The organism is Streptomyces tuirus (assembly GCF_014701095.1).
GTDB classification, from domain to species: domain Bacteria; phylum Actinomycetota; class Actinomycetes; order Streptomycetales; family Streptomycetaceae; genus Streptomyces; species Streptomyces tuirus.
The window spans coordinates 7,468,236-7,492,611 of record NZ_AP023439.1; the positions used below are offsets into that span (position 1 = coordinate 7,468,236).

The 24,376-nt window shown below is 69.6% G+C and carries 21 protein-coding genes and 1 pseudogene; 13 read left to right on the forward strand and 9 right to left on the reverse strand.

Features of this window, described 5'->3' with window-relative positions:
• Positions 1-153: 153 nt before the first annotated feature.
• Positions 154-987, forward strand: coding sequence for a PIG-L family deacetylase (locus tag IGS69_RS33935; protein WP_190904267.1), 834 nt, complete (start codon positions 154-156; stop codon positions 985-987).
• Between the two features lie 64 nt (positions 988-1,051).
• Here the strand turns inward: IGS69_RS33935 and uvrA are convergent, their stop codons facing one another.
• The 5 genes from uvrA to IGS69_RS33960 all read right to left on the reverse strand — a co-directional run bounded on the left by uvrA (position 1,052) and on the right by IGS69_RS33960 (position 8,876).
• The gene (gene uvrA / locus IGS69_RS33940) at positions 1,052-3,520 is read right to left on the reverse strand and encodes an excinuclease ABC subunit UvrA (RefSeq protein WP_190904268.1); all 2,469 of its coding nucleotides are present in this window, start codon (positions 3,518-3,520) and stop codon (positions 1,052-1,054) included.
• Between the two features lie 183 nt (positions 3,521-3,703).
• The gene (locus IGS69_RS33945) at positions 3,704-4,789 is read right to left on the reverse strand and encodes a glycosyltransferase family 4 protein (protein WP_190904269.1); all 1,086 of its coding nucleotides are present in this window, start codon (positions 4,787-4,789) and stop codon (positions 3,704-3,706) included.
• Positions 4,786-6,993 carry an amylo-alpha-1,6-glucosidase gene (locus IGS69_RS33950; protein ID WP_190904270.1) on the reverse strand — a complete coding sequence of 736 codons (2,208 nt, stop codon included), beginning with the start codon at positions 6,991-6,993 and terminating at the stop codon, positions 4,786-4,788. The genes IGS69_RS33945 and IGS69_RS33950 overlap by 4 nt, the downstream gene beginning before the upstream one ends.
• Positions 6,990-7,265: a DUF2267 domain-containing protein gene (locus IGS69_RS33955; protein WP_190904271.1), complete on the reverse strand. Its 276-nt coding sequence runs from the start codon at positions 7,263-7,265 to the stop codon at positions 6,990-6,992. The genes IGS69_RS33950 and IGS69_RS33955 overlap by 4 nt, the downstream gene beginning before the upstream one ends.
• Before the next feature lie 120 nt (positions 7,266-7,385).
• Positions 7,386-8,876 carry a glycosyltransferase gene (locus IGS69_RS33960; RefSeq protein WP_190904272.1) on the reverse strand — a complete coding sequence of 497 codons (1,491 nt, stop codon included), beginning with the start codon at positions 8,874-8,876 and terminating at the stop codon, positions 7,386-7,388.
• Positions 8,877-9,295: 419 nt separating this feature from the next.
• Here IGS69_RS33960 and IGS69_RS33965 point away from each other — a divergent pair, with 419 nt between their 5' ends.
• The 3 genes from IGS69_RS33965 (at position 9,296) to IGS69_RS33975 (ending at position 11,393) form a co-directional block, all read left to right on the forward strand.
• The gene (locus IGS69_RS33965) at positions 9,296-9,475 is read left to right on the forward strand and encodes a hypothetical protein (protein ID WP_190904273.1); all 180 of its coding nucleotides are present in this window, start codon (positions 9,296-9,298) and stop codon (positions 9,473-9,475) included.
• Positions 9,476-10,398: 923 nt separating this feature from the next.
• A complete protein-coding gene (locus IGS69_RS33970) occupies positions 10,399-10,719 on the forward strand; it encodes a hypothetical protein (RefSeq protein WP_190904274.1) in 321 nt (106 codons plus the stop codon).
• Positions 10,716-11,393: an HdeD family acid-resistance protein gene (locus IGS69_RS33975; RefSeq protein ID WP_190904275.1), complete on the forward strand. Its 678-nt coding sequence runs from the start codon at positions 10,716-10,718 to the stop codon at positions 11,391-11,393. The genes IGS69_RS33970 and IGS69_RS33975 overlap by 4 nt, the downstream gene beginning before the upstream one ends.
• 277 nt (positions 11,394-11,670) lie before the next feature.
• Here the strand turns inward: IGS69_RS33975 and IGS69_RS33980 are convergent, their stop codons facing one another.
• Both IGS69_RS33980 and IGS69_RS33985 read right to left on the reverse strand, forming a co-directional pair.
• Positions 11,671-12,057, reverse strand: a complete 387-nt coding sequence (locus IGS69_RS33980) for a hypothetical protein (RefSeq protein WP_232543721.1) — start codon at positions 12,055-12,057, stop codon at positions 11,671-11,673.
• 346 nt (positions 12,058-12,403) lie between these two features.
• The gene (locus tag IGS69_RS33985) at positions 12,404-12,862 is read right to left on the reverse strand and encodes a hypothetical protein (RefSeq protein ID WP_190904276.1); all 459 of its coding nucleotides are present in this window, start codon (positions 12,860-12,862) and stop codon (positions 12,404-12,406) included.
• A 351-nt stretch (positions 12,863-13,213) separates the two neighbouring features.
• Between IGS69_RS33985 and IGS69_RS33990 the strand changes: the two genes are divergently transcribed.
• The 4 genes from IGS69_RS33990 (at position 13,214) to IGS69_RS34005 (ending at position 17,555) form a co-directional block, all read left to right on the forward strand.
• Entirely contained in the window at positions 13,214-13,732 is a 519-nt protein-coding gene (locus IGS69_RS33990; protein ID WP_190904277.1) for a YceI family protein, read from the forward strand.
• A 525-nt stretch (positions 13,733-14,257) separates the two neighbouring features.
• Positions 14,258-14,401, forward strand: a complete 144-nt coding sequence (locus IGS69_RS34920) for a GMC oxidoreductase (RefSeq protein ID WP_232543722.1) — start codon at positions 14,258-14,260, stop codon at positions 14,399-14,401.
• A gap of 1,134 nt (positions 14,402-15,535) precedes the next feature.
• On the forward strand, positions 15,536-15,949 hold the full coding sequence (locus IGS69_RS34000; protein WP_190904278.1) for a peptidoglycan-binding domain-containing protein: 414 nt from the start codon (positions 15,536-15,538) through the stop codon (positions 15,947-15,949).
• Between the two features lie 337 nt (positions 15,950-16,286).
• Positions 16,287-17,555 (forward strand): cation:proton antiporter, encoded by a 1,269-nt coding sequence (locus tag IGS69_RS34005; protein WP_190904279.1) that lies wholly within the window; start codon positions 16,287-16,289, stop codon positions 17,553-17,555.
• 82 nt (positions 17,556-17,637) lie between these two features.
• Here the strand turns inward: IGS69_RS34005 and IGS69_RS34010 are convergent.
• Together IGS69_RS34010 and IGS69_RS34015 are read right to left on the reverse strand one after the other, a co-directional pair.
• Positions 17,638-18,175: pseudogene (locus IGS69_RS34010) on the reverse strand (alanine:cation symporter family protein); the annotation flags it as partial.
• Positions 18,176-18,202: 27 nt separating this feature from the next.
• Positions 18,203-19,078 (reverse strand): YihY/virulence factor BrkB family protein, encoded by an 876-nt coding sequence (locus tag IGS69_RS34015; RefSeq protein WP_190904280.1) that lies wholly within the window; start codon positions 19,076-19,078, stop codon positions 18,203-18,205.
• A gap of 688 nt (positions 19,079-19,766) precedes the next feature.
• On the opposite strand from IGS69_RS34015, the gene IGS69_RS34020 reads away from it, so the two are divergent.
• From IGS69_RS34020 to IGS69_RS34040, 5 genes are all read left to right on the forward strand, one after another.
• Complete coding sequence (locus IGS69_RS34020; RefSeq protein ID WP_190904281.1) at positions 19,767-20,033, forward strand: hypothetical protein; 267 nt, start codon at positions 19,767-19,769, stop codon at positions 20,031-20,033.
• A gap of 864 nt (positions 20,034-20,897) precedes the next feature.
• Positions 20,898-21,521, forward strand: coding sequence for an SGNH/GDSL hydrolase family protein (locus tag IGS69_RS34025; protein ID WP_332836572.1), 624 nt, complete (start codon positions 20,898-20,900; stop codon positions 21,519-21,521).
• Positions 21,522-21,905: 384 nt separating this feature from the next.
• A complete protein-coding gene (locus IGS69_RS34030) occupies positions 21,906-22,808 on the forward strand; it encodes an RNA polymerase sigma-70 factor (protein WP_190904282.1) in 903 nt (300 codons plus the stop codon).
• A gap of 115 nt (positions 22,809-22,923) precedes the next feature.
• Positions 22,924-23,670 (forward strand): SDR family oxidoreductase, encoded by a 747-nt coding sequence (locus IGS69_RS34035; protein ID WP_190904283.1) that lies wholly within the window; start codon positions 22,924-22,926, stop codon positions 23,668-23,670.
• 444 nt (positions 23,671-24,114) lie between these two features.
• A complete protein-coding gene (locus IGS69_RS34040) occupies positions 24,115-24,318 on the forward strand; it encodes a cold-shock protein (RefSeq protein WP_014670069.1) in 204 nt (67 codons plus the stop codon).
• Positions 24,319-24,376: the final 58 nt, after the last annotated feature.

Here is a 24,376-nt window from a genome sequence, read left to right on the forward strand (position 1 = left end):
GTCGGCGCGGTTGCATCAACCGAGGGACCGGCATTTCACGGACGGGCAACAAGGAGACCACGAGGCCGTCGGTCCTACGGGGATCCGGGCCCAGGCCGCGGCATCCCGGGCCGCACGCTTGGATCGTGACGCATTTCTTCAGGAGGACGCTCTATGACCGACCGGCCCTTGACGCTCATGGCAGTACACGCCCACCCCGACGACGAGGCCACCGGAACTGGCGGCGTCCTGGCGCGGTATGCGGCGGAAGGTATCCGTACGGTTCTCGTGACGTGTACCGACGGCGGTTGCGGCGACGGACCGGGGGGTGCCAAGCCGGGGGATCCCGGGCACGATCCGGCGGCGGTCGCCGTGATGCGCCGTCGCGAACTCGAGGCGAGCTGCGACGTCTTGAAGGTCAGCGATCTGGAGACGCTGGACTACGCCGACTCCGGGATGGCGGGCTGGCCCAGCAATGACGCCCCCGGGTCCTTCTGGCAGACCCCCGTGGAGGAGGGCGCGGCCCGACTCGCGGAACTCATGCGGCACTACCGGCCTGATGTGGTCGTCACCTATGACGAGAACGGCTTCTACGGTCACCCCGACCACATCCAGGCCCACCGCATCACGATGGCGGCGCTCGAGATGACCCCCCTGACACCGAAGGTGTACTGGACGACGATGCCCCGCTCGATGATGCAGCGGTTCGGCGAGGTCATGCGCGAGTTCGATGAGGGCATGCGGGAGCCGGATCCTGCCGAGGCGGCCGCGATGGCCGAGATCGGCCTCCCCGACGATGAGATCACCACGTGGGTGGACACCACCGCGTTCAGCGGCCAGAAGTTCGACGCGTTGGCCGCGCACGCCAGCCAGGGCGAGAACATCTTCTTCCTCAGGATGGGCAAGGAGAGGTTCGGCGAGTTGATGGGCACGGAGACCTTCGTACGTGTCCAGGACGCCACCGGCGCGCCCGTACCCGAAAACGATCTCTTCGCCGGACTGCGCTGACCCGCCGGCCCGCCCGAGCGGGGCCGGGAAACGGCTGACCGGTGCTCAGCCCCTCGCCCCGTCGTCAGGAGCCTGTGAGCCGGGCCGCGAGATAGGGCGCGGTGGCGCTGCGGCGGGCCCTCGCCACCTTGGCCGGCGGGCCCGCCGCGACCACCCGTCCGCCCGCGTCACCGCCGCCCGGCCCGAGATCGATGACCCAGTCGGCGGTGGCGACGGTGTCCAGGTCGTGTTCGACGACGACGACCGTGTTGCCGGCGTCGACGAGCCGGTGCAGCTGTCGCAGCAGCAGCGCGATGTCCGCGGGGTGCAGCCCCGCCGTCGGCTCGTCGAGCAGGTACAGCGCGTGCCCGCGGCGGGCTCGCTGCAGTTCGGTGGCCAGTTTGATGCGCTGCGCCTCACCACCGCTGAGTTCCGTAGCGGGCTGGCCCAGCCGCAGGTACCCCAGTCCCACCTCGCGCAACGTCTCCAGACTGCGGGAGGCGGCCGGGACGGCGGACAGGAACTCGGCGGCGGCGTCGACGGACAGCGCCAGCACCTCAGCGATGTTCTTGCCCTTGTACGTGATCTCCAGCGTCTCGGCGTTGTACCGGGCGCCGTGGCAGGTCGGGCAGGGCGCGTAGGTGCCGGGCAGGAACAGCAGTTCCACCGCGACGAACCCTTCACCCTGGCAGGTCTCGCACCGCCCTTCGGGCACGTTGAAGGAGAACCGCCCGGCCGAGTAGCCGCGCGCCCTGGCCTCGTCCGTCGCCGCGTACAGCTTGCGCACCGCGTCGAACATCCCGGTGTACGTGGCCAGGTTGGACCGGGGAGTCCGGCCGATGGGCCGCTGATCGACCAGGACCAGCCGGTCGAACGACTCGACCCCCGACGCGTCCTGGACGTCGACCTCCAGCAGCGCCTCGTCGGGCTCCTCGGGCGCGAGCCCGAGGTGGCCGCGGACGACCTCGGCGAGCACCTGCGTCACCAGCGTCGACTTTCCGGAACCGGACACGCCCGTCACCGCCGTCAGCACGCACTGCGGTACGTCGACGGACACGTCGCGCAGATTGTGGCGGGAGACGCCACGCAGGTGCAGCCAGCCGTGCGGTGAGCGCGGGCGGTGCTCGACCGGTTGGGCGCGCCCGAACAGGTAACGGCTCGTCGCTGACTCCCCGACCCGCTCGAGACCGGCCACCGGGCCGCTGTACAGCACACGTCCGCCGCCCTCGCCCGCGCCGGGGCCGATGTCGACCACCCAGTCCGCCCGCCGTACGACGTCCATGTCGTGCTCCACGACGAACAGCGAGTTGCCCGCCGCCTTGAGACGGCCCAGCACGTCCAGCAACGGTTCCGCGTCAGCCGGGTGCAGGCCCGCGGAGGGCTCGTCGAGGACGTAGACGACGCCGAACAGCCCCGAGCGCAGTTGGGTGGCGATCCGCAGGCGCTGCGCCTCGCCGGGTGACAGGGTCGTCGAGCGGCGCCCGAGGCTGAGATATCCGAGGCCCAGGTCGAGCAGTACCTCGATCCGCGCGACCAGATCGCCGCAGATCCGCACCGCGACCTCGGTCGTCTCCCCGGATCGGGCGGTCGACGTGGTGGCGTCGGCCTCGGACCGCTCCGCGACGGGCCGCAGCAGCGCCACCACCTCGGTCAGCGGCATCGCGTTGATCTCGGCGATGGAACGTCCGGCGAAGGTCACGGCCAGCGCCTCGGGCCGCAGCCCGCTGCCCCCGCACTCGGGGCAGGGCACACTCCTGACGAACCGGAGCGCCCGTTCGCGCATCCTCTCGCTCTTGGAGTCGGCGAGGACATGCATGACGTGCTTGCGGGCGCTCCAGAACTTGCCCTGGTAGCCGTAGTCGATGCGGTCCTCCTCCGGCTCGATGTACACGGAGGGCTGCTCGTCCGTGTACAGCAGCCAGTCCCGGTCCTTCTTCCTGAGCCTGCGCCACGGCCGGTCGATGTCGATCCCCAGGCCCTTCACGACACTGCGCAGGTTGGCTCCCTGCCAGGCGCCCGGCCAGGCGGCGATCGCCCCCTCACGGATGCTCAGCGAGGGGTCCGGGACGAGCAGATCCTCGGCGACGTCGTGCACGACGCCCAGTCCGTGGCAGTTGGGGCAGGCGCCGGCCGCGGTGTTGGGTGAGAACGACTCGGCTTCCAGCCGTTCGGCGCCCGGCGGATAGGTGCCGGCACGCGAGTACAGCATGCGCAGCAGATTGGACAGGGTGGTGATGGTGCCGACCGTCGAGCGCGAGCTGGGCGACCCGCGTCGCTGCTGCAGGGCCACGGCGGGTGGCAGTCCGGTGATTTCCTGCACGTGGGGTGCGCCGACCTGCTGCAACAGTCTTCGGGCGTACGGTGCCACGGACTCGAAGTAGCGTCGCTGGGCCTCCGCGTAGAGCGTGCCGAACGCGAGCGAGGACTTGCCCGAACCGGAGACGCCGGTGAAGGCGACCATCGCGTCCCGCGGAACGTCGACGTCGATGTTCCGCAGGTTGTTCTCACTGGCGCCCCGGACATGCACGAAGGGGTCGGTCGCGTCCTTGTTCACCGTTCCTGATTACCTGATCACACCGGGAACCGCGCGCCACGAGGCGACCGACGGGGACATACAGCTCGGTCCCCAGGTGACTGCACGGTGGGTTCGTGGGTGGGGCTGACCATGGCGTGCTGCGTGCTGCGTGCTGCGGGCTGCGTGCTGCGTGCCGCGTGCTGCGCCAGGCGCGGACCGCGTCTAGTGCAGCAGAGGCGTCATGTGGGCGGCGGGTTCGCTGCGCGGGCGCTCTTGGCAGAGTTGCTGGTAGAGGGCGGCGTAGGCGGCTGCCATCTGGTCGGTGTCGAAGTGGCGGTGGACTCGATCTCGGCAGGCTCGGGGGTCCAGCCGGTCCAGCGAGCCGATCGCCTTGGCCAGTTCGGCGGGGTGATCACAGATGAAGCCGGTGACGCCTTCCTCGACGATTTCCGGCACCGATCCACGGCGGAGTGCGACGACCGGTGTGCCGCAGGCCATCGCCTCGATCATCACCATCCCGAAGGGTTCCTCCCACTGGATCGGGAACAGCAGGCAGCGGGCGCTCGCCAGGAGCTCCAGTTTGGTGCGCCGGTCGGCCTCCCCGACCCAGCGCACGTCATCGCCCATCCGGGGCCGGAGTTCACCCTCGATGTAGGGCTGCTCGGCGGGGTCGTTGCGGGAGCCGGCGATGGTGAGCGGCAGCCCTGCCTCCCGGGCCGCGTCGATGGCCAGATGGACACCCTTCTCCTCGGCGATGCGGCCGAGGAACAGCACATGGTCCTCCTTGCGGTCGCGGTAGGGATAGTCGCCGGTGCGCAGCGCGTTGTGCACTTGTCCGGACCAGAAGATGTCCGGCGTCTGTGCCTGCTGTGCGCGTGAGATCGCCACCATGTGCACGGTGTCACTGAGCGCCCGGTAGTAGCGGCCCGTCTCCCCGGACACGGGGCCGTGCGCGGTGACCACGGTCGGCGCCTGGCGCTGCCCGGCTTGGAGCGGACCCACCGTGCTGTGGTCGTGGATCACATCGGAATCGAGGGAACGCAGCACGCGTGCCGCACGCGCGGCGTGCAGGACCTCCGGGCCGGAGTTCCCCAGCCTCTGCGGCCCCGCGGGGCTGTCGTCCGTGGCGATGAAGCGGCCCTTGGTCCCGTTGCTGCCCACTCCGATGACGGTCACCCGATGCCCCAGTTCGACCAGGCCGTCGACCAGCTCGGCACACATGGCCTCGATCCCGCCGTAGGCCACGGGCGGCAGGGCGAACCAGGGTGTGGTGATCATGGTGATGTCGAGTAGTGGCTTCAGTCTCATGAGGTCCGCCCTCGGGGTGATCCCGGGCCCGATGACAGGTCCGGGCCGGGGTGCTGCTCGTGGTGGTTGGGGGCGGGAGACAGCGGACGGCGAGGCTGGCGCACGATCTCCACGTCGTCGGGCAGCCCGGTGATGCGGGTTGACGCCCCGTCGACCTCCACGTTCACGCGCCTGCCGGCCAGCGGGATGTTCTGAATGGACAGATGTCCGTAGCGGGCGGGCCAGGCCGGCGCCACCCAAACCTGGCCGTGCGAGATCCACGGATCGATGCGCAGCAGCGCGCGCATCAACTGAACCGGAGTGGCGGCAGCCCAGGCCTGCGGGGAGCAGGAGGTGGGATACGGCACCGGTGCCTCGTAGTCGCCGCGGTCGAAGCCGCAGAACAGCTCGGGCAGCCGCCCGCCGAAGGTCTCGGCGGCATCGAGGATGCCGGTGGCCACCCGCTGGGCCTGCTCGACGAACCCGTAGCGCATCAGCCCGGTGGCCAGGATCGCGTTGTCGTGCGGCCACACCGACCCGTTGTGATAACTCATCGGGTTGTACGCACCCATCGTCGTGGCCAGGGTGCGCACTCCCCAGCCGGTGAACATCTCCGGGGACAGCAGTCGCTCTGCCACCTGCTCGGCCTTGTCGCGGTCCGCGATCCCTGTCCACAGGCAGTGGCCCATGTTCGAGGCCAGCGCGTCGATGGGGCGCTTGTCGCGGTCCAGACCGACGGCGTACCAGCCCCGCTCGGGCAGCCAGAACCTCTCGTTGAAGGCTTCCTTCAGCGCGGCAGCCCGATTGCACCAGTGCTCGACGGCCTTGAGGTCACCGGCCTCGTGAGCGAAGTGCGACCGCACGACATAGGCCGAGTAGACGTAGCTCTGCACCTCACACAGGGCGATCGGCGGCTCGGCGAGGCTGCCGTCGGCGAAGTTGACACCGTCGAAAGAGTCCTTCCAGCCCTGGTTGAGCAGGCCGTTGCCGGTCATGCGCTGATATTCGACGAAGCCGTCACCGTCTCGGTCGCCGTACTTCTCGACCCACTCCAGCGCCCGGTCGGCGTGCGGCAGCAGGGCCTCGACGGCCTCGGGGGCTATGCCCCAGCGGCTCAGCTCACCGAGGACGATGACGAACAACGGGGTGGCGTCGGCAGTCCCGTAGTACACACTGCCGCCGCCGCGGGCCAGCGGGAAGTCCAGGCCGAAGCGCGTCTCGTGCAGTATGCGTCCCGGCTCTTCCTCGGTGGCGGGGTCGACCCTTTGGCCCTGGGCCCGCGCGAGCGTCTGCAGGGTCCCCAGGGCCAGGTTCTGGTCCAGAGACAAGGCCATGTAGGAGGACAGCAGAGAGTCCCGGCCGAACAGGGCCATGAACCACGGCGCGCCGGCGGCCACTGCCACATCCTCCGGGTGTGCCGGATCGAAGATGCGCAGCGCGCCCAGATCCTCCAGGCTGCGCCGCACCGTCCGGTGCAGTTCCGGGTCCTCGATCTTCGTGATCCGCGGAGTGTTCTCGCGCCAGGCACGCAGGCGGCGGGCCGGCGCGGACTCGGTCGGCTCCACGCCCACTGGAAAGACACCGCTGGCGTGCTCCTGGTCCACGCTGGGCCGCACCAGCAGCGTGGTGCGCCACTCGCCGTGGGCCGGCACCTCGGCCCGGAAGTCCAGGCCGTCCGGGCGGGCGCGGGCGCCCTCGCTCTGCACCCGTACGCCGCGCCATGCCGAACCGGAGCGGAGGTCGAACTCCAGGGCCGAACCGTCCGGCTTGGCCGTCACCTCGCCCTGCGGGCGTACTCGGCTCTCCTTGACGGCGAAGACGTCGGCGAAGTCGGCGCCGATGTCCAGGGAGACCGCCACGGTCATCGCTCGTGGGCTGAGGTTGCGCACCTTGAGGTCCTCGCGCATCCCCTCACCCACGTAGCGGGTACGCTCCACCAGCACTTCGCTCTGCGAACCGTGGGGTGGGACGCGGGCCAGGAACGTCGTGCGGTAGGGGTCGGGGGACATGACGGTCAGATGGTGCGGGCGGACGCCGTCCACCCGCACCCGCCAGTCGGAGATGACCCGCATGTCCCGGAAGAACAGACCCTGCGGGACGTCGGCCTCCATGTCACCGGAGGCACTCGACACGCAGAACGTCGGCCCCTCGACCAGGGTGATGGTGGCCGGGGTGAGTACGGCCGGTTCGCTTTCCTCGACGATCGTGTCGACGTCGTCGCTCATGTCGCCTCCCTGGCCCCGGCGCCGACGCTCAGGCGGCAACGGCGGCTCACCAGGTCGGCACATTCCTTTGGTCCGTAGCCCTCCGCTTCCGGCGCCGGGGCGATGAGGGGTGTCTGCGGCGGCTCGGGCAGCTCCGAGGCGAGATCGTCCGCCTCGCCCCTGGTGAGCCGCTCGGCCAGGGTGTGCAACGTCGCACGGGTGACGCTCTCCGCTTCGTCCCGGGGGACGCGGGAGCGCCGGGGCACCGTGTCGATGAGGGCCTCGTGATCCATGAGCTGTCTCCTCGTGTTCATGTCGCCCTGGTCCCGCAGGGGGTGCACGGCTCTCGTGCCGGCAGGGGCCCGGGGCGCGCCGGACCCGGCAGGGAGTGCCCGGGCGATGGCCCGGCCGGGTCACACCCGGGCCACGCTGCGGTAGAGCGAGGTCTGTTGCAGCAGTTGACGGTCGTCCAGGAAGTTCTCCCGGACCCGGCGCCGGGCACCGGCTCCCAGCGCACCCGCAAGGCGGTGATCACCCACCACACTGCTCGTCTGAGCGGCGAAGGACACGCTGTCGCGGGGATCGTCGAGCAGCATGCCGTCGACTCCGTGCTCGATCTGGTCACGGATGCCACCGACGGCGCTGGCGACGACCGGGCGTCCCTTCCACATGGCCTCCGTGACGGTCAGGCCGAACCCCTCCGCCAGGCTCTTCTGCGTCACCACTGCCGCCGAGCACTGCAGGGCACTGACGATCACCGCGTTCTCCTCCGCGTCGGCCATCGGCAGGCACGCCAGGTGCGCCCGAGTGCGCACCCGGTCCGGCAGCCGGTGCCACAGCGCCGCACATTCCGCGAAGACCCGCCCGCCCTCGGGATCGTCGGTGACACCGGTGACATCCGGGCCCACCAGTGCCAGGTGGGCCCCGTCCAGGCTGCCGCCGGCCTCGGCGAACGACGTCAGCACGCCGGCCATGTCCTTCAGCGGATCCCAGCGGGAGACCTGCACGATGAGCGGCGCGTCAGCGGGTGGCGGCGAGGCGCTGCACAGGCACGTCGGATTCCGCCGTATCCGGCCCACCGAGCCGTCGCCGCGCCGGTAGATCGCCGGCCCGTCCCGGTCCGCGGGCGCGCGCAGACCGACCCGGCCCAGGATGGCCGCAGCCGCCGCGGGGGCCAGGGGCCGGTTCTTGGCCGACAGGGGATCGATCGACGGCCGGATCACGGCGACCTGCCGCCCGGCGAGCCAGCCGGGAACGTACTGCTCCCGGGAGAACACGTAGGCATCCGCCGTCTCCAGCCAGGGGCGCAGAAACGCCCATGCCCGGTCGGTGTACGGATTGGGGTCGTCCGTGCCGACATGGCACCGCCAGACCACCCGCGCCCCGGCCCGCTGCAGGTGGGCGACGAGACCGGCGGTCTGCGGATCGTGGAGGGTGACCACGTCTCCCGGACGTACCGCGCCCAGCAGGGCGCGCGCGTTGGCCTCGCACACCGCCGAGTAGTGCTCGGCTCCGGCTCGGTCGAGCGGTGGGCCGTAGGAGTCGGCCCCGTGCAGCAAGTGGTGCAACCGCTTGGTCAGGGCGAAGAAGGCGGGATCTCCCCGCATGGTGAACCAACGGGCCTCGAGCCCCGCACCACGGGAGTATCGCTGCAGCCGGTGCAGCATCTCCGCCACACCGCCACCGTTCATCGTCGAGTTCACGTCGATGATCCGCCGGCCGGCGAGCTCTTCTTTTACCGTGCGGAAGGCGGAGTCCAGCTCATCGGCCCGCGCTGACCCGACCGTGCCGCTGAGCAGAAGCGGATCGGCCCCGGTGATCTGGGCTTCCGGAAGTACCGGTGGCGCCGCATCCGGTCCCTGGGGGAGGACGGTCAGCGATTGTGGTGAGCCGATGTATGCCATGGTGCCTCCGCCCGCACGTCGGCTGGAGCGTTCGGGCGGTTTGCCCGTCGGTCCAGGCTCCGGGCACGGGCAGTCCCCTGCATGCCCCCGGCGGTACCAAAGCCGGAGAACGCGTTAGACCCGCCAGTGCAAGCGGCGACGGGGCCGACACAGGCGGTGGCCTCCTCCGGAGGACCGCGTGTGTCACGCCGGGGCGTCCTGGACACGGCTCGGCAAGCGAACTGATCTACGCCGTACGGTGCGGCCGGCGAGAGCCCCGGTCGCCGGGTGCGAACCCGTTCTTCGACGTCGGGCGCTGGGGCACTTCGAGTCCTGAATCATCCGCAACTCCATCCCAGGGAACTCGCGGTCTACCAAGAACAGATGTGATCACAGCCGTGAAGCGACCTGCCCGGTGAAACAATCCGCGACCGCTCCCCATGACACAGAAGGTCCTCGACGCGGTATGCCTGGCGGCACTACGGGTCGGCGACCTCCTGGTGCTGGGCCTGGACAGTGGGGAGCTCGACCGGCTGGGTGCCTACCACTTCGCGCTCACCGCCGGGCTCACGGCCCACCTGCAGGCCTCGCTCAGGACGCGGCCCTCCTCCCGGGCCTGATCGACCTCGTCGCCACGGTACGCCCGGGGGGCGTACCGCCTGGGGGCGTCCCTCCCGGCACTCCCGGACCCCCGCTGACATGAGCCGGCTGGCGTCGTCGCCCGGGGCAGGCGCCGCACGGCACACCGGCGTCGACGGTGTCGCCGGTCGTCTCGACGCTTGACGAGGGCGCTGAGCTGCATGCGACCTGGAGTCGGTGTACGCCGGATCCCTCGTCCCGGACGGGACGATCGTCGTCGACGACGCCGGCACAGACGGCAGCCGCGCCCTGCTGGACCGGGCGGACCTGCGGGCCCGCGGCGTCGTCGTACGCCGCATCCGGCACGGTGGCGGGCTGTGGGGCGCGGCTGGCCGACGCCCACCTGCGCGTGCGTCGGCTGCCTCCGGAACCCGACGGTACCGTCCCGTACGCCGGGCTCCTCGCGCCGGGCGGCTGCCTCGCGGTACGCCGAGCGACGTTCCAGCGGCTGAGCGACTTCGGCGCCTTCCGCGAACTCTGCCTCGAAGACGTGGACTTCAGCCTCCGGGCCTGGCGGGCTGGGCTCGACGTGCTGGCCGTATCGGAGGCACAGCTGGCACACCGCTTCCGCCCATATCCGCCGTACCGCCTGAGCGGTACGAGCCGTGCCTACAACCTGGTGCGCGCCGCGCTCGTCCCCTTCGGCGGTTCCCGCCGCGAGCAGTGTCTGCGCAAGGTGATCGGTACCCCAAGGGCTGCAGAGGATGCTGGTCGAAGCGCTCGCCGGCGACTGGGATGCGCAGCGGGCCGACGTCGAGGCGACCAGTGCGCGCTCCCCGGCGGCGCACTTCGAGACATTCGGCGACTGGCGCCAACGCCCCGTCCTGAGCAGGCCGCAGGCGCGAACGGCCAGCCTCCACGGCGCCCTTCGGACAAGGCGAGGTGCCCCGACGACCGATCAACGATGGTGCAAGTGCGGGCCGCGGTGCTCGCGGAGATCGGCACCCACGCTGTCCTGGACGCCGGTCTGGGCGGCTACCGGGACGGCGAACGCCGCCTGGCCTACCCGCTGGCCCGCTCGACCGGCGTCGGCGACCTCGTGATCGCCGGCCGGGGGACCCCTGAAGCGGCGGCACTCACGTGGGAGCCGAGGCATGGCCGGTCCACATGCGCGGCCATTCCTGACCGGGCTTGCGAAGGCCGCCGCCGGGTGAACCGGAGCCGGGTGGGTGACGATGGAGATGTACGGCCGACCGTGCTCTTCCAGAAGGAGGCAGCGGCATGACTTATCCCTCTGATGCCTCGGGCACCGGCCCTCCACGCGGCAGCCAGCCACAAGACGCTCCCTTGACCGAGGGCCTGGGCGCGTTGGCGAACATGGGTTGGCAGATCCTGCTCACCACGGGCCTGGCCACGATCGCCCTGGGCGTCGTGGTCTTCGCCTGGCCTGAGGAGACACTGCGGGTCGTCGGCGTACTCTTCGGCATCTACCTGCTGGCCACCGGCGTCTTCGAGTTGGCCGCCGCCTTCGGCACGCACGTCCCACGACATCTCCGGGTGCTGCACTTCCTCACGGGTGCGCTCTCCATCCTGCTGGGGCTGATCTGCTTCCGGGGCACCCTGCAGTCCATCTTCCTGCTCGCCCTGTGGATCGGCTTCGGCTGGCTGCTGCGCGGCATCATGGTGACGGCAGCGGCCGCCTCCGCCGAGGACACGCCGGCACGCGGCTGGCAGCTGTTCTACGGGATCATCAGCACTCTGGCGGGCATCGTGCTGATCGTCTCGCCGTTCACCTCGATCGCCGCACTCACCCTGGCGGTGGCCATCATGGCCGTGGTCCTGGGGGTGGTCGAGGTGTTCCAGGCCATCCGGATGCGCGTCGAAGTCGGCCGCCTCGCTCCGGGCGGCACCGCCACTCAGCGGCGGCCCCTCTTCCACCGCCCGCACCCCCAGCACTGATCATCGGAACCGGACCGAGCAGCCACGGGCGAGCGGCGAAGCGGCACTCCGTGCAGCGGGCGGGCACTTCGGTCAGTGCCTGCACCACACGGTGAGGGTCCCGGCAGCCCCACGTTTTCCTGAAGCGGGCGCGGCGCCTCGCCGTGCAGTGTGATGCCAGGAGCAGGCGAAGGTGACGGCCTTGGTGTTCCGCGACGGTGAACGCCGAGGACGCGCCACGGCCGCTCCGAATGTCGGTGAGATGCTCGGAGCGGGCCGGGCGGTCGAGGTGGCGGCGTCAGCAGGGCTGGGGAATGCCGTTGCCGATGTGGGTGGGCACCGGGTCGGTCTCGCTGTAGATGTCGGTGTCCTTCATCCAGCCCCACTTGCCGTTGTCGGCCTGTGTCCAGAGCCACCGGTTCGGGTGTGGGCCGCCGACGTAGGCGCCCGTGTCCCTGCGGCACTCGAACCAGCTCGGGTTCGAGTACATCGTGCCGACCGGACGGCTGGTGTCGGGAGTGGCGTAGACCGTGGCCCCCGAGACGTTGTTGCAGTACATGCGCATGCCGCCATCACCCCACCAGCACGGATTGGCTGCCTCAGCCGTGCCGGAGAAGACGGTGCCCAGAGCGGTGAGTGCCAGGCCGGTGACGACGGCCGAGAGCTTGCGCGCGGACGTTTTCAAGGTGGTCCCCCTGTGGTGGAGTCGGCGGTGCGTGGTCAACAAGGACGCACCGAGGTGGTCTCGCTGGTAGTCGAGGTGTCCTTCATAGAGCCCCACTCCTCGCCGTTGTCCGCCTTGTTGAACAGTTGGCGGTGCTGACGCCTTTTCTCCGGAGGACGGCTTGCGTATCCGGTGATCCCCGACGAGATGACCTTGGCCTCGGCGCCAGAGAACTCCGAGTTCGTGAGGCGGCTATCCGGAGATGCTCCTGCCGCCAGACAGCAGGGTTTCAGTCGGGTACGCACCGCGGCTGCGGGCGGACGGTTACCAGGCGGCCTGTGGCAGAGGGTCGCCGGCCGAACGGCTGTTACCAGACTCCGCTCTGGACGTACGGGTTGACGGCCCGGAGATTGCTGTCATAACTGGCCCTGAACACGTAGTTCGGGTCGGACTGGGTCAGCCACCCCGACGTGTGCGCGTAGCCGGTGCCGTCCGACAGATAGGTGCCGTCGGCGAAGGACCAGGTTCTGCCGCCGTCCCTGCTGATGTCCATCCAGATCCAGCCTCGCGGGTCCCAGCCGGAGCCGACCAGCCGCCCCCAGCCGTACTGGTAGCCGTTGTAGTAGCCGGAGCGGAGCTCGATGCCGATCGTTCCGCGCTGGTTGGGGGCGTGGGTCAAGCGATTGGTGGTGGCCATCACCTGGTCGGTGTTGATCGTCGCCGGTGCCGCCTGGGCGGGGGTGGCAAGCGCCGCGACTCCCAGCGCGCCCAGCGATCCCGCCGCCGCCGCGGACCCGGCCGACCTCAGCAGCGTTCTGCGATCCATGGAGCGACTCATGCGTTCCCCTCGTCTCGGAAGTGGAGGCTTTGACCTACGGAAAGCGCCGTGGACAGACCCTAGCGAGGCAGCTGGGTGCTCAACTCCTGACAGATGTCAGGGCAACTCCCGTCCTGGGATTGGTTTCAGAAGTGAGAGCGGACAACGTTTGTCGACGGGTTCGGACAGCATTTTGGCGATCAATGTCGCCACAATGTTGACGAGAACCCACAACGCTTTGGCCGCCTGCCAGGACCTTCTTGTCAGCCACGCCTGCACTTGGGGGCTGGCATACCCGCTGCCGCTGCGAGAGGCTGACCCATCACGGGTTGATCTTCAGCACACGGAGGCTACGAGCTCATGGCAGCATCAGAGAACCAGCTCTTACCAGCAGCAGGTGCATACGAGATCGATCAGGCGGCATCAACGGTCCGCTTCGACACACGCGCCATGTTCGGGCTGCTCCCAGTCAGAGGTACCTTCACCATCGGCCACGGCCGGATCGCTGTCGCGGACCCGGCAGAAGAGTCGTTGGTGCACGTCGCAATAGAGGCAGGAAGCTTCGAGTCGGGCAATCAGCAGCGTGACGACCACGTCAGGTCCTCTGACTACCTGGACGTGGCCCGGCATCCCGAGATCGGCTTCCGGAGCCAGCGTCTGGAACGATCCGGCGCTGATGCCACTTTGTGCGGCGAGTTGACGGTATGCGGGGTGACTCAGCCGATCGCCGTCACACTCGACACGGTTGCCCACGAGGGCAGGCGGCTGACAGCGAGCGGCACTACCACGATCGACAGGTACGCCTTCGGCATCACCAAGGCCAAGGGCATGACGGGGCGGCATCTCAAGATCACTTTGGAAGTCGTCGCACATCGCTGAACCGATCGTGGTGCTGAGCGGCGCATGGACCGGCGTGGCAGTGATGAGGTCGGCCTGCGGCGTCTTGCGATCGGGCCGCCCTGGTGCTGGCGAGCCGGTAGGACTCCGTGCCGGTCTCGATGATGACCCGCCGAAGGTGAGGCGGTCGACGATGGCCGCGCAGAGCCGCGGATCGGATCGGTGAACATCCTGGTCCAGCCGCCGAGGCGTTCTCGGCCCTGAGCGACAACTGGTGTCGGATCCCGTCAACAAAACCATGGGATCGCCGCGACTCACTCGGAACGCGAGTCCGAGACATCTCCGCCATCTCGGTGAATGACTCCACCACACAAGTTGAAACGATGAACGAAGCCAGCACAGTGGACCCCGCCGCCCGTGTCACGCGCCGCGATCCTGCCTGGCCGAGCACCGGCGTGCCGACTTCCGCGTGCCGCGCTCCACGGACGACGCCGGCCTGCTCGACTTCGCCCGGCGCGAGTTGCAGACTCTTTACCACCCGGCGAGCAGTTGCTCCATCGTCCCGTCGTGGACTCCCGGCTCAGGGTGCCCGGCGTGAACGGCCTGCGGGTGGTGGACGCCTCGGTGTTGCCCACTGTGGTGCGGGGCAACACCAACGCCCCGACGATCATGATCCCGGAGAAGGGCGCAGACATGATCCGCGGTCTTTGATCTCCAAACAGGGCAGGAGCAGGACTCCGTTGGGCCCGCCCGACCGCCCGGACAAGGCACGTTGAACGGTCGGTGCGGAAGGGATGCCGTGGGCGAGCGGTCACCATCTGCGGTCATGGCCGGTGACTTCCTCTCTTTCGTTCAGCCGGCCCAGGTCGGGTCCTGGCGGCTCGGACGCCTCGAAGCCGAGAGATGCGGCTATCGCCCGCCAAAGGATTGAGACAACGCCACGCCGAGTGCGTATCGCTTGAAAAGGAGACGAGGCGCACCTCTGCGGTCCGGCTCACCAACAGACGACATCGACCCGATTTCCCGCGCTGACCGGCCAGTTCAGCAGATCACTGGAGTGGCCGGCACGCATTCCACGGAGCGCTACGCGGTCCGTGGTGGCGCCCCACCCCGGACCTGGTTGGTCGAGGAGGACTACCGATGGGATTCGACGAGGCCGAACCGCCACGGGCCCTCAACTGGGGGCGCGAGCCCGCGCAAGAGATCCAAGATTCGTTTCAGGCAGTTCTCAGCGCCCTGGATGCCGCTCGCGCCGATCTCTACGCGAGGGAGGAGCACCAAGGTTTCGGAAGCCCGTTACCGTCCACGGACCGCCCCAGCGCAACAGCCGCATACGGCAGCCCCACCCATGCCGTCCCGTCCCTGCCGCCACCGCAGCCGGGGACGCAGGGCCTGGGATCCCGGCCCGAGCTGGTTCCGGTCCGTCCGGAAGGCCTCCCACCGTCTGCCGACCCGCCCCAACCCGCTTGGGACCGGCCGGCCGACGGGAACGCCGCAGTAGGGCCGCTGTGGTCACGCGGGGCGCGGCAGGAGGCGGTCGCACCACGGGAGGCGGGACAGCCACCCACTGCGCCCGGTGGGGGCCCGGCGCAGGCCGAACGGCCGGCAGCTTTCCCGCCGCCCCCAGTCGCTCTGCAGGATCGTGCGCGCCGATGGACCGACTCAGCTGAGGACTCCCCCTACCCATCGCGGGCCGCGCAGCCGAACCGCTTCGTCGCCCCGCCCTCGCAGACGCCACTGCGGCCAGAACCGGTCCGCCCCCGTGAGCCCAGGGGAAGCCAACGACATCGCCGCTTCACCGACCGGCGACACAGCCGGCTCGCCGGAGTCTTCGGCCTGGGCGCCGTGAGCGGATTGATCCTTGCCTCTTCGCTGCTCAGCAACGGCGACTCCGCACCGGCGACGCCGCCTGCGTCCTTGGAGCAGCCGGACCGGCCATTGCCTGAGAATCCGGCACCTGCGGCCCCGTCCCCACCGAACGGGCAACCGAACCGGCCGGCTCCCGGCAACGCGTCGCTACCCGAGATCCCGGGCACCGGGCTGCTGCGCCCAGGCGACACCGGCCACGGTGTTTACGAGTTGCAGGTACGTCTGCTCCAGATCCCTCACATCTATGACGGCGGCGCCATCAACGGCCGTTACGACACGGAGGTCCGTCAGGCAGTGGTCCGATTCCAGAATGCATATGGCATCCATGGAGACGAGACCGGCGTCTACGGGGACAGCACTCGACACGCCCTCATGCTGCGGACGCAATAGCCGCACAGCTACATGCCAGATGCCGCGACACCTGACGGGCTGCTGGAAGTCACCTCACGGAGCAGTTCCGCGTCGGCGCGGAGACCACGGCCTGTGCGGCACGGGCGACCCATCCGACGGAGTATCCCCGCGTCGGCGGGGACACGAGGTACGTGGTCCCCCGGTCCGGAACGGAGAGAGTTACCCCCTCACCGGAGCAGGCCCGTCGGCCCACCCCCACCTCGTCCACCTGCCAATCGGGCAGGCAGCGCGTATCGGTGGACGCACTCGGGCGAGGCGCCGGTGCGGACGGGGTACACACGTGCCTGGAGTGATCGCGTCGGGCAGGAGGATGGCAGTGACGCTTTCGGACGTGGTTTACGTCTGCCTGGGCCTGGGGGCGCTGGGGGCGGCTGTGCTGCCCCGAGTGGTGTCCAGACGGCCGTTGTCCCTGCCCATGGTCTTCCTCGCGGCGGGTGTTCTCATCGAGTTGTTGCCGGTGGGCGTGCCGACCGTGGATCCCGTTCGTGACCGGCTTTGGGTCGAGCACACCACAGAGGTGTGTGTGATTGTGTCGCTGATGGGCGCGGGGCTCGCCATCGACCGGCCCTTCGGGTGGCGCCGGTGGTCCAGTGCCTGGCGGCTGCTGGGCATCACGATGCCGCTGACGGTGGCGGCCGTCGCCCTGCTGGCCTGGGGGCTGCTCGACTGGCCACCCGCTGCCGCTCTGCTGCTGGGTGCTGTGCTCGCTCCCACGGACCCTGTGCTGGCCGGCGAGGTGCGCGTGGGGGAGCCGCTCGGCACCGAGCGCGACGAGGACGAGGTGCGGTTCTCCCTGACCAGTGAGGCAGGGCTGAACGACGGACTCGCCTTCCCGTTCGTCTACGCGGCGATCGCCCTCGCCGCGGCGGCCGGGACAGGGTGGTCGGCGGACTGGATCGGATCGTGGGCGCTGACCGACCTCCTGGGCAAGTGCGCTGTCGGGCTGGCCGTCGGGGGCGGTATCGGCTGGCTGCTCGGGTGGATGTTCTTCCGGGTGCGTGCCCCGGAACTGCGGCTGTCCGAGCACATGGAGGGCTTCGTGGCGCTGGGCGCCACCTTCGTGTCGTACGGCGTCGCCGAGGTGCTCCACGGTTACGGCTTCCTGTCCGTGTTTGTGACCGCCTGTGTCATCCGGGCGGCCGAGCGCAGTCACGGCTATCACAAGGTGCTGCACGAGTTCACCGAGCAGATCGAGCGGTTGCTCACGGCCGTCCTGCTGTTCCTGCTCGGTGGATACCTGGTGGCCGGTGCCTTGTCCGCCCTGACGTTCATGGGCGCGGTGCTGGGGGCGCTGGTGCTGCTCGTCGTCCGGCCGCTGACCGGGTGGCTGGCTCAGGTCCGCACCGTCATGGGGAAGAAAGAGCGGGCCGTGGTCGCCTTGTTCGGGATCCGGGGCATCGGTTCGCTGTTCTACCTGGCTTACGCCTTGGGGCAGGACTCCTTCGGTGGGCTGGAACGGGAATTGTGGGCGATCGTAGCCCTCACGGTGGTGATCTCGGTGGTGCTGCACGGGGTCATGGCGTCCCCGGCCATCGGCTACCTGGAACGGCGGCGCGAGGGTGCGGAAATCAGCGGTCGGTCGTAGGGGGCAGGCGTACGGGCCCGTACCCACCAAGGCGCGAGGTGAGCACGGGCCCGTAGAGGAGCCGGGCCGCCGGGGGGGGAGTTCAGACGGTGGTCTTCACCGACTCCTGGTCTTCGCCGCGCTGATCTCACCGCCCTCGCGGGCGCGGACGAACTCCAGGAAGGAGTCGAGCACGCGCTTGGCGACCGGGGCGAGCAGGTACAGGCCGATGATCGACCGGGAACCAGGTCAGCACGGTCTCGAAGGCGTCGGAGGTGATGGTGACGCCGCCGATGCTCTCGCCCGCGCGGGCCTCGGCCCAGTTGGCCGGGTTGACGATGACGATGGTCAGCGCGGTCATGGTGCAGATGACGACCGTGTCGGTGAACGGCTCCAGCAGGGCGACCAGGCCCTCGCGCGCGGGGTGCTTGGTCTTGACCGCGGAGTGGGCGATCGGGGGCGGAGCCGAGACCGGCCTCGTTGGAGAACGCGGCCCGCCGGAAACCGATGATCAGGGCACCGAGCACACCGCCGGCGACGCCGTCGGCCTCGAAGGCGCCCTGCAGGATGGTCTGCAAGGCGTCCGGTACGTGGGTGACGTTGCCCAGGATGACGACCAGGCAGGCCACGATGGAGATGCCGGTGTCGGTTCGACGCCCCCAGGAACGTTACGGCACGGGCGACTTCCCGGTGCTGTGAGTGTCCGTCACCCGTCGGGCCTCCGCCTCCCGCGCGAGTTCCGCGGCGAACTGAGCGCCGGTGAGCAGCGCCAGGTTCGACAGCCACAGCCAGACGAGGAAGACCACAGCCCCCGCCAGTGAGCCGTACAGCCGGTTGTAGACACCGAGCGTCGAGGCGTACAGGGAGAACCCCGCGGACACGGCCAGCCACAGCACGGCGGCCAGCACTCCGCCGGGCAGGCTGTACGCGCGTCGGCGGGCCGGTACGGGGCCGGTGTGGAAGACGACCATGACCAGGAGTGCGACCAGACACAGCAGCAGAGGCCAGCGCAGCGAGCCCCACACCCATGCGACGGTGGCGTCCACGCCGAACGGGCGGCCCACGGCCTGTGTGAACGGGCCGCTCAGCAGCAGCGTGAGCGAGCCGAGCAGGAGCAGACCGACCAGCGCGAGCGCGGTGAGCACGATCCGGTGCGCCCGGCGCCAGGGCGAGCGGCGGTCCTCGACCCGGTGCATGTGGTGCAGGGCGCGGCGGAAGACCGCCAGATAGCTGGTCGCCGACCACAACGCGCTGGCCGTTCCGACCGCCATCAGGGACCAGGCCGTACCGGCCGCTCCCAACGCCCGGGCGAGCCCGGCGTGCAGTTCACGGCCGGACTGGGCGGGCGCGTAAGCGGTGACGTGAGCGGCGAACTCCTCGGCCGTCTCCGGGCTGATCAGGGCGAACGCCAGGACGATGGCCGGCAGCGCGGGCAGCACGGCCAGGATCGAGTAGTACGTCAGTGCCGCCGCGTAGTCCGAGATGTCGTCGTTCCACAGGGACAGCGGCGTGTGCCGCAGAGCCGGCCACCACCGCGCGCTCATACCCGCCCACCTCTCACCGGATCCGTCGTCGCAGGTCCTCGTGCCCGGTCGCTGCTGCTCCACGCACCCCGGCGGAGTCTGTGGCCTCCCACTCGGGCAGCCGGACGTCGCGGCTCGTGTTCCCCGCGGTTCCCCGTACGATCTGGCACGCCTATAGCACGGACGGGTTCGTCCACACCCCCAACCTGGTCTTCGAGTAGGGGTGCCGCGGGCCCGGGCGCCAGTGTCGGCGAGCACGCTGTCCAACTCTGTTGGTGGTGCGAGACGAGCCCGGCGTGTGGTCGTTCCAGACTGGCCATGAACAAGACTGAACGAGACGGAAACCGAGACGGACGGTCACGCAGGGCTGAGGCGCCCGGCCTGTCCAATTGCCGGTCTGACCGCTTCGACCATACGACGTCCGGGCGCAAGACCACCGCATGGAGTACTGATCCGTCCCCGGCTCGGTGGGGCCTTCCTGCGTGCCCTGGTGCTACGAGCAACCGTCCGACTATCGGCGGCTGTTCGTAGCCGCTGATGTCAGCGTCGGATGTCATTCGGATCATCCAGACAGCGCCAGGAGGATCAGACGCCCTTCCGTGCGAACCGAACGCGATACCGCCCCACAGGAGTTCCCCAGGGTGCTGAGCCCGTGGTCGATCGAAGACACTGCCGTGCCCTTCCGGTGCTCTTGGTCGTTGTGACGGTCATGCGGAAGATCATTGCTTGTGGCCTGATCACCATGGCAGCGCTCTCGGCCGCCACGCCGGCCCTAGCCGCCGACGACACCTCTCCCGGCAGCGGCTTGAGCGCCGCGAACAACAACTGGAACTTCAGCGCTGCCGCCGTGTGCCTGCAGGAGGTCGCGGTCGTGCCCGTGCTCGGCGACTACGCCTCTGATCACGTCAGCAACTGCTCGCTGGGTAATGTCGTCGATCAGGCCGTCGATGGCGTGCAGACGCTGGGCCGCCCCTGACGCGGCCGCGTCGCCCCGGACTGCGGTTGCCCACGGACTGGGCTTCCGGTCCGGCCCTGCCGAACGCCCGGCATCTGAATGCGGACGCCGGCAGAGTGGCCAAGTAGACGAGCGCGCCGGCGGCAAGAGCGCCGGCGGCAACCTCGCGCGGGGCGAGCTACAGCGCCTGGTCGCCACTTTGCGCCACCCCCTAAGGCAACGGTCCGTCACTAGAAGGTGAGCAACAGTGCGAGGGCCCGCGCCCCTGGCTCTGCTGGTGTCGCCGGGCCCCTGCGACGGCGCAGACACGGGCCTGCGCCGCATCGACAGCGACCATGTCCTGCTTCGGCAGCCAACTGGGTACTCCCACCCTGCGTTAGCCCCCCCCGGAGCTAGGGGGATGGGTGTGAACCAATCGTCTGCCTCTCAGTCGCCACTGCACAGTGGCGCGCGCAGTGTAGCGGCGGGCAATGGCGTACACCGGCGGTCCTGAGTCGGCGCCGTGGTCACCACTCATGTGAGGAATGGGAGTTGCATGCCCCCTGCGGGTGACCTGACCAGTCACCCATGTCGTCTGGGTTCGGTCGTCTGCAACCGTCAGAGTCGAGAGCGGAGTGTTCCGTTCCTCTCCTCGTGGGTCCCGACGAAAGGGCATAGGCATGCCTTCGGCCATGCGTAAGAGGCTGGTGCTTCCAGGCCACGGAGAACTACCCCGCCGTCGCCACCCAGCGCCTCAAGGACAAGGACATCACCCTCGACGTCCAGTCGGACGTCTCCTGCGGCGGCGCGCTCGTCGAACACTTCTGGAAGGAGCAGCAGCTGCCCTTCGGCGCCGGGACGGTCCCGGCGCAGCAGGACGCGCTTAAGGACGATACCCAGTTGGTCGTGGGTGGTATGGGCGGCAACACGATGGGCTTCACCAGCATCCTCAAGCAGTGCTCCGACGAGCTCCGCAAGCACCCTCTGCTGCCCGGAGAACCGGTGGACCCGGACCAACCGGCCGGCGAGTGCCGGGACTTCCTTGAGTGGGAAGACGGAAAGGCATGGCTGGACTACCGGCTCGATCAGGTCGAAGGGGACCTGGAGCAGACGCTCATGCGCATGAGCTACTTCGCCCCGGACGCCGAGCGTGTCCTGGTCGGTTACCCCAGGCTCGTGCCCAAGAACACGACCAAGTGCCTGACCGCGGCCCCCGGCCAGACGGAACTGCCGTTCGCCGACATCCCCCAGGACGCGCTGCCCATCCTGGGCCAGGCGCAGAAGCGGCTGGATGACCGCATGAAGAAGGCCGCCGCGGACAACGGTGCCGACTTCGTGGACCTCTACGCCAACACCGGAAGCAACACGGCGTGCGACGGCGCCAACCGCGGCATCGGCGGCCTGACGGAGAACTCCAAGCTCGAACTCTTCGGCCAGCCCATCCCGTGGTACGGACACCCCAACGAGAAGGGCCGCGACATCCAGGCCAAGCGCGTGGCCGCCGAGATCGAGACGGTCCTCAACCGCTGACCGGACTCCACCCCCGAGCTCGCTTCACGCGAACGCCAAGTGTCTGGCCAGCCTCGCCGAACGCACCACAACGGCCGGTCCTGTGATGGGCCGGCCGCTGCGGCAGGCGCCGGACTCATGACCGGGCGTGCCCCACCCTGCTCGCGCTTCCGCCGGGGCGGGGAGTTCATGACGCCCCTTGCTGTGCGGTCTTCGGCTGGTGGGCGTGGCACGGATCGAAGCCGTACTACACGCCCGGGCCGCGCATCAGCCCTCAGCGTCCGGCTTGCCTGGGTGCTCCGCTCGCCAGGTCATGAAGGTGCGCAGGCGTTCCAGCGGCCCACGACCGTGTCCCGGCCGGGGGACCCTGCCGGACGGGTTCCGCGCCTCTGACATCCTGGGCGCATGACGCCAGCGCTCGGTACCGCCGAGGAGTTCACCTCCCACCGCCCCCGCGTGTTCGGCCTCGCTTACCGACTGCTTGGTTCCGCCGAAGACGCGGAGGACACCGTCCAGGAGGCGTACCTGCGCTGGCGCAGCGCCGAACGCGCGGCGATCGGACACCCTGGCGCCTGGCTCGCCAAGGTCGTCACCAACCTCTGCCTCAACCGACTCACCTCGGCCCGTGTGCAGCGCGAGCGGTATGTGGGGTCGTGGCTGCCGGAGCCCGTGTTCACCGAGGACGGGACGCTCGGCCCGATGGAGTCCGCGGAGCAGCGCGACGCCGTGTCGACAGCCCTGCTCATGCTGCTGGAGCGACTGACCCCGGCCGAGCGCGCGGTCTACGTCCTGCGTGAGGCGTTCGCCTACAGCCACCGGGACATCGCCGAAGTGCTCGATCTGAGTGAGGCCAACTGCCGCCAGCTGTACCGCAGGGCGCTGCGGCACGTAGCGGCGGCGCGCACCCGCTTCGAGCCCACGGTCGGGCGGCAGCGCGCGCTCGTCGAGTCCTTCGTGGCGGCGGCTCGTGAGGGAGACCTGGCCGGGCTGGAGCGCCTGCTCGCCGATGACGCCGTCTGGTGGAGCGACGGCGGCGGAAAGGTCAGCGCGGCCCTGCGTCCCATCGTCGGCCGGGAAAAGGCCATGCGCTTCCTGGGCGGCGTGCAACGGTTCGCGAGCGGCTGGGCCCTCACCGTTGCCGAGGTCAACGGCGCGTCGGCGTTGGTGGCGCACGCGGCGCGGCGGGTCGTGGCCGTCGCGTCCTTCGAACTGCGCGACAGCGGCATCGCCCAGGTGCAGGTCGTCGTGAACCCGGACAAACTCGTGTTCGCGGGCCGGCAGTTCGCCGCGATGTCTCCTGGGGCGTGACCCGCAGGGGTGGGATCAGCGGGGAGCTGTCACATCTGCGGGCGGTCGTCGGTTCTCAGTTGATGACGTGCGCTCCACCGGGGAGCGCACGCCCATCGAAGGGACAGCAACTGCGATGACCACGATCCTGGTGACTGGCGGCACCGGAACGCTCGGCAGGCTCCTCACCGAGCGGCTGCGCGCGGACGGGCACGAGGTGCGAGTGCTGAGCCGGCACTCGCAGCCGTACGCCGTGGACCTTCGTGAGGGCACAGGCTTGACCGCGGCTGTCGCGGGCGTGGACACGATCGTGCACTGTGCGACGTCGCCGCGCGGCGGTGACGAGCTGGCGGCCCGCAATCTGATCGAGGCGGCCCGCCAGGCCGGGGTGCCGCATCTGGTGTACATCTCGATCGTCGGCGTCGACCGGGTGCCGTTCGGCTACTACCGAACCAAGCTCGCCGTCGAGCGGATGATCGAGGAGTCGGGGCTCGGGTGGAGCGTGCTACGGACGACGCAGTTCCACGACCTGGTACTGCGGGTCCTGCACGGCTCGGCGAAGCTGCCGGTCATGCTGCTCCCGGCGGGAGTCTCCGACCAGCCGATCGAGGCGGCGGAGGTCGCTGTCCGGCTGGCCGAGCTCGCCACCGGGGAGCCCACGGGGCGGGTGCCGGACATGGGCGGCCCAGAGGTCCGTACGTTTCCGGAGCTGGCTCAGGCCTATCTGCGCGCGAGCGGACGGCGCCGCCCCCTGCTGAACGTGCGCCTGGCCGGCACGACCTACCAGAGGTTCCGCGCGGGCGGGCATCTGGCGCCGAAGCGGGCCGTGGGCAAGGTCACCTTCGAGCAGTTCCTGGCGAGCCGTTTTCCTGAGCAGGACTGACGCCTGGACCGGGGGTCTGGTGGCACGTCGGGCTTCCGCTACTTGGTGGTCTGCCTGCCTCGAGATCGACTGAGGGCATGATCGTCCGGTTCGTCCGGCCGGTTCATCCCCCTCCCCGGGGACGTCCGCCCGGGGCGTAGCGGCGGAAGCGGGTGTAAACCGTCTGCCATGGCCAGGGCGTCGACCTGGCCAAGCTCGCCGCCGCCTGGCTGCCGAGCCTCCCGGGCGGTCCAGCTCTTCGTTCTGGGCCGGATGGTGGCGTGTTTTGGGTGGCGGCTTCTGCCAGGCCGTTATAGCGTTGTGATCAGCAGTCGTGGTTCCGAAGTTCCGTTCGCCCGTGATCGCCATCACGGGCGTTCTTGCTGTTCAGCGCCTCTCCGGACCAGGGCGATCACCTCCCGGTCGCGCACGGTGCGTGCCCGGTTTCCCTCAAAGGAGACAGTCATGGCCAAGGGCACAGTGAAGTGGTTCAACAGCGAGAAGGGCTTCGGCTTCATCGAGCAGGAGGGCGGCGGCCCCGACGTCTTCGCCCACTACTCCAACATCGCCAGCCAGGGCTACCGCGAGCTGCAGGAGGGCCAGAAGGTCGAGTTCGACGTCACGCAGGGCCAGAAGGGCCCACAGGCGGAGAACATCCGCCCCGCCTGATCGCGCGCCTCGGTAAGGGCCCGACGTCCCGGCTTCGGGAGGCCGGGCCCTTACCGTC

Coding starts and splice junctions, on each gene's coding strand:
- IGS69_RS33935 (WP_190904267.1), top strand. CDS start 154: ATGACCGACCGGCCCTTGACGCTCATGGCAGTACACGCCCACCCCGAC.
- IGS69_RS33945 (WP_190904269.1), bottom strand. CDS start 4,789: ATGAGACTGAAGCCACTACTCGACATCACCATGATCACCACACCCTGG.
- IGS69_RS33950 (WP_190904270.1), bottom strand. CDS start 6,993: ATGAGCGACGACGTCGACACGATCGTCGAGGAAAGCGAACCGGCCGTA.
- IGS69_RS33955 (WP_190904271.1), bottom strand. CDS start 7,265: ATGGATCACGAGGCCCTCATCGACACGGTGCCCCGGCGCTCCCGCGTC.
- IGS69_RS33960 (WP_190904272.1), bottom strand. CDS start 8,876: ATGGCATACATCGGCTCACCACAATCGCTGACCGTCCTCCCCCAGGGA.
- IGS69_RS33965 (WP_190904273.1), top strand. CDS start 9,296: ATGACACAGAAGGTCCTCGACGCGGTATGCCTGGCGGCACTACGGGTC.
- IGS69_RS33970 (WP_190904274.1), top strand. CDS start 10,399: ATGGTGCAAGTGCGGGCCGCGGTGCTCGCGGAGATCGGCACCCACGCT.
- IGS69_RS33975 (WP_190904275.1), top strand. CDS start 10,716: ATGACTTATCCCTCTGATGCCTCGGGCACCGGCCCTCCACGCGGCAGC.
- IGS69_RS33985 (WP_190904276.1), bottom strand. CDS start 12,862: ATGGATCGCAGAACGCTGCTGAGGTCGGCCGGGTCCGCGGCGGCGGCG.
- IGS69_RS33990 (WP_190904277.1), top strand. CDS start 13,214: ATGGCAGCATCAGAGAACCAGCTCTTACCAGCAGCAGGTGCATACGAG.
- IGS69_RS34015 (WP_190904280.1), bottom strand. CDS start 19,078: ATGAGCGCGCGGTGGTGGCCGGCTCTGCGGCACACGCCGCTGTCCCTG.
- IGS69_RS34020 (WP_190904281.1), top strand. CDS start 19,767: ATGCGGAAGATCATTGCTTGTGGCCTGATCACCATGGCAGCGCTCTCG.
- IGS69_RS34030 (WP_190904282.1), top strand. CDS start 21,906: ATGACGCCAGCGCTCGGTACCGCCGAGGAGTTCACCTCCCACCGCCCC.
- IGS69_RS34035 (WP_190904283.1), top strand. CDS start 22,924: ATGACCACGATCCTGGTGACTGGCGGCACCGGAACGCTCGGCAGGCTC.
- IGS69_RS34040 (WP_014670069.1), top strand. CDS start 24,115: ATGGCCAAGGGCACAGTGAAGTGGTTCAACAGCGAGAAGGGCTTCGGC.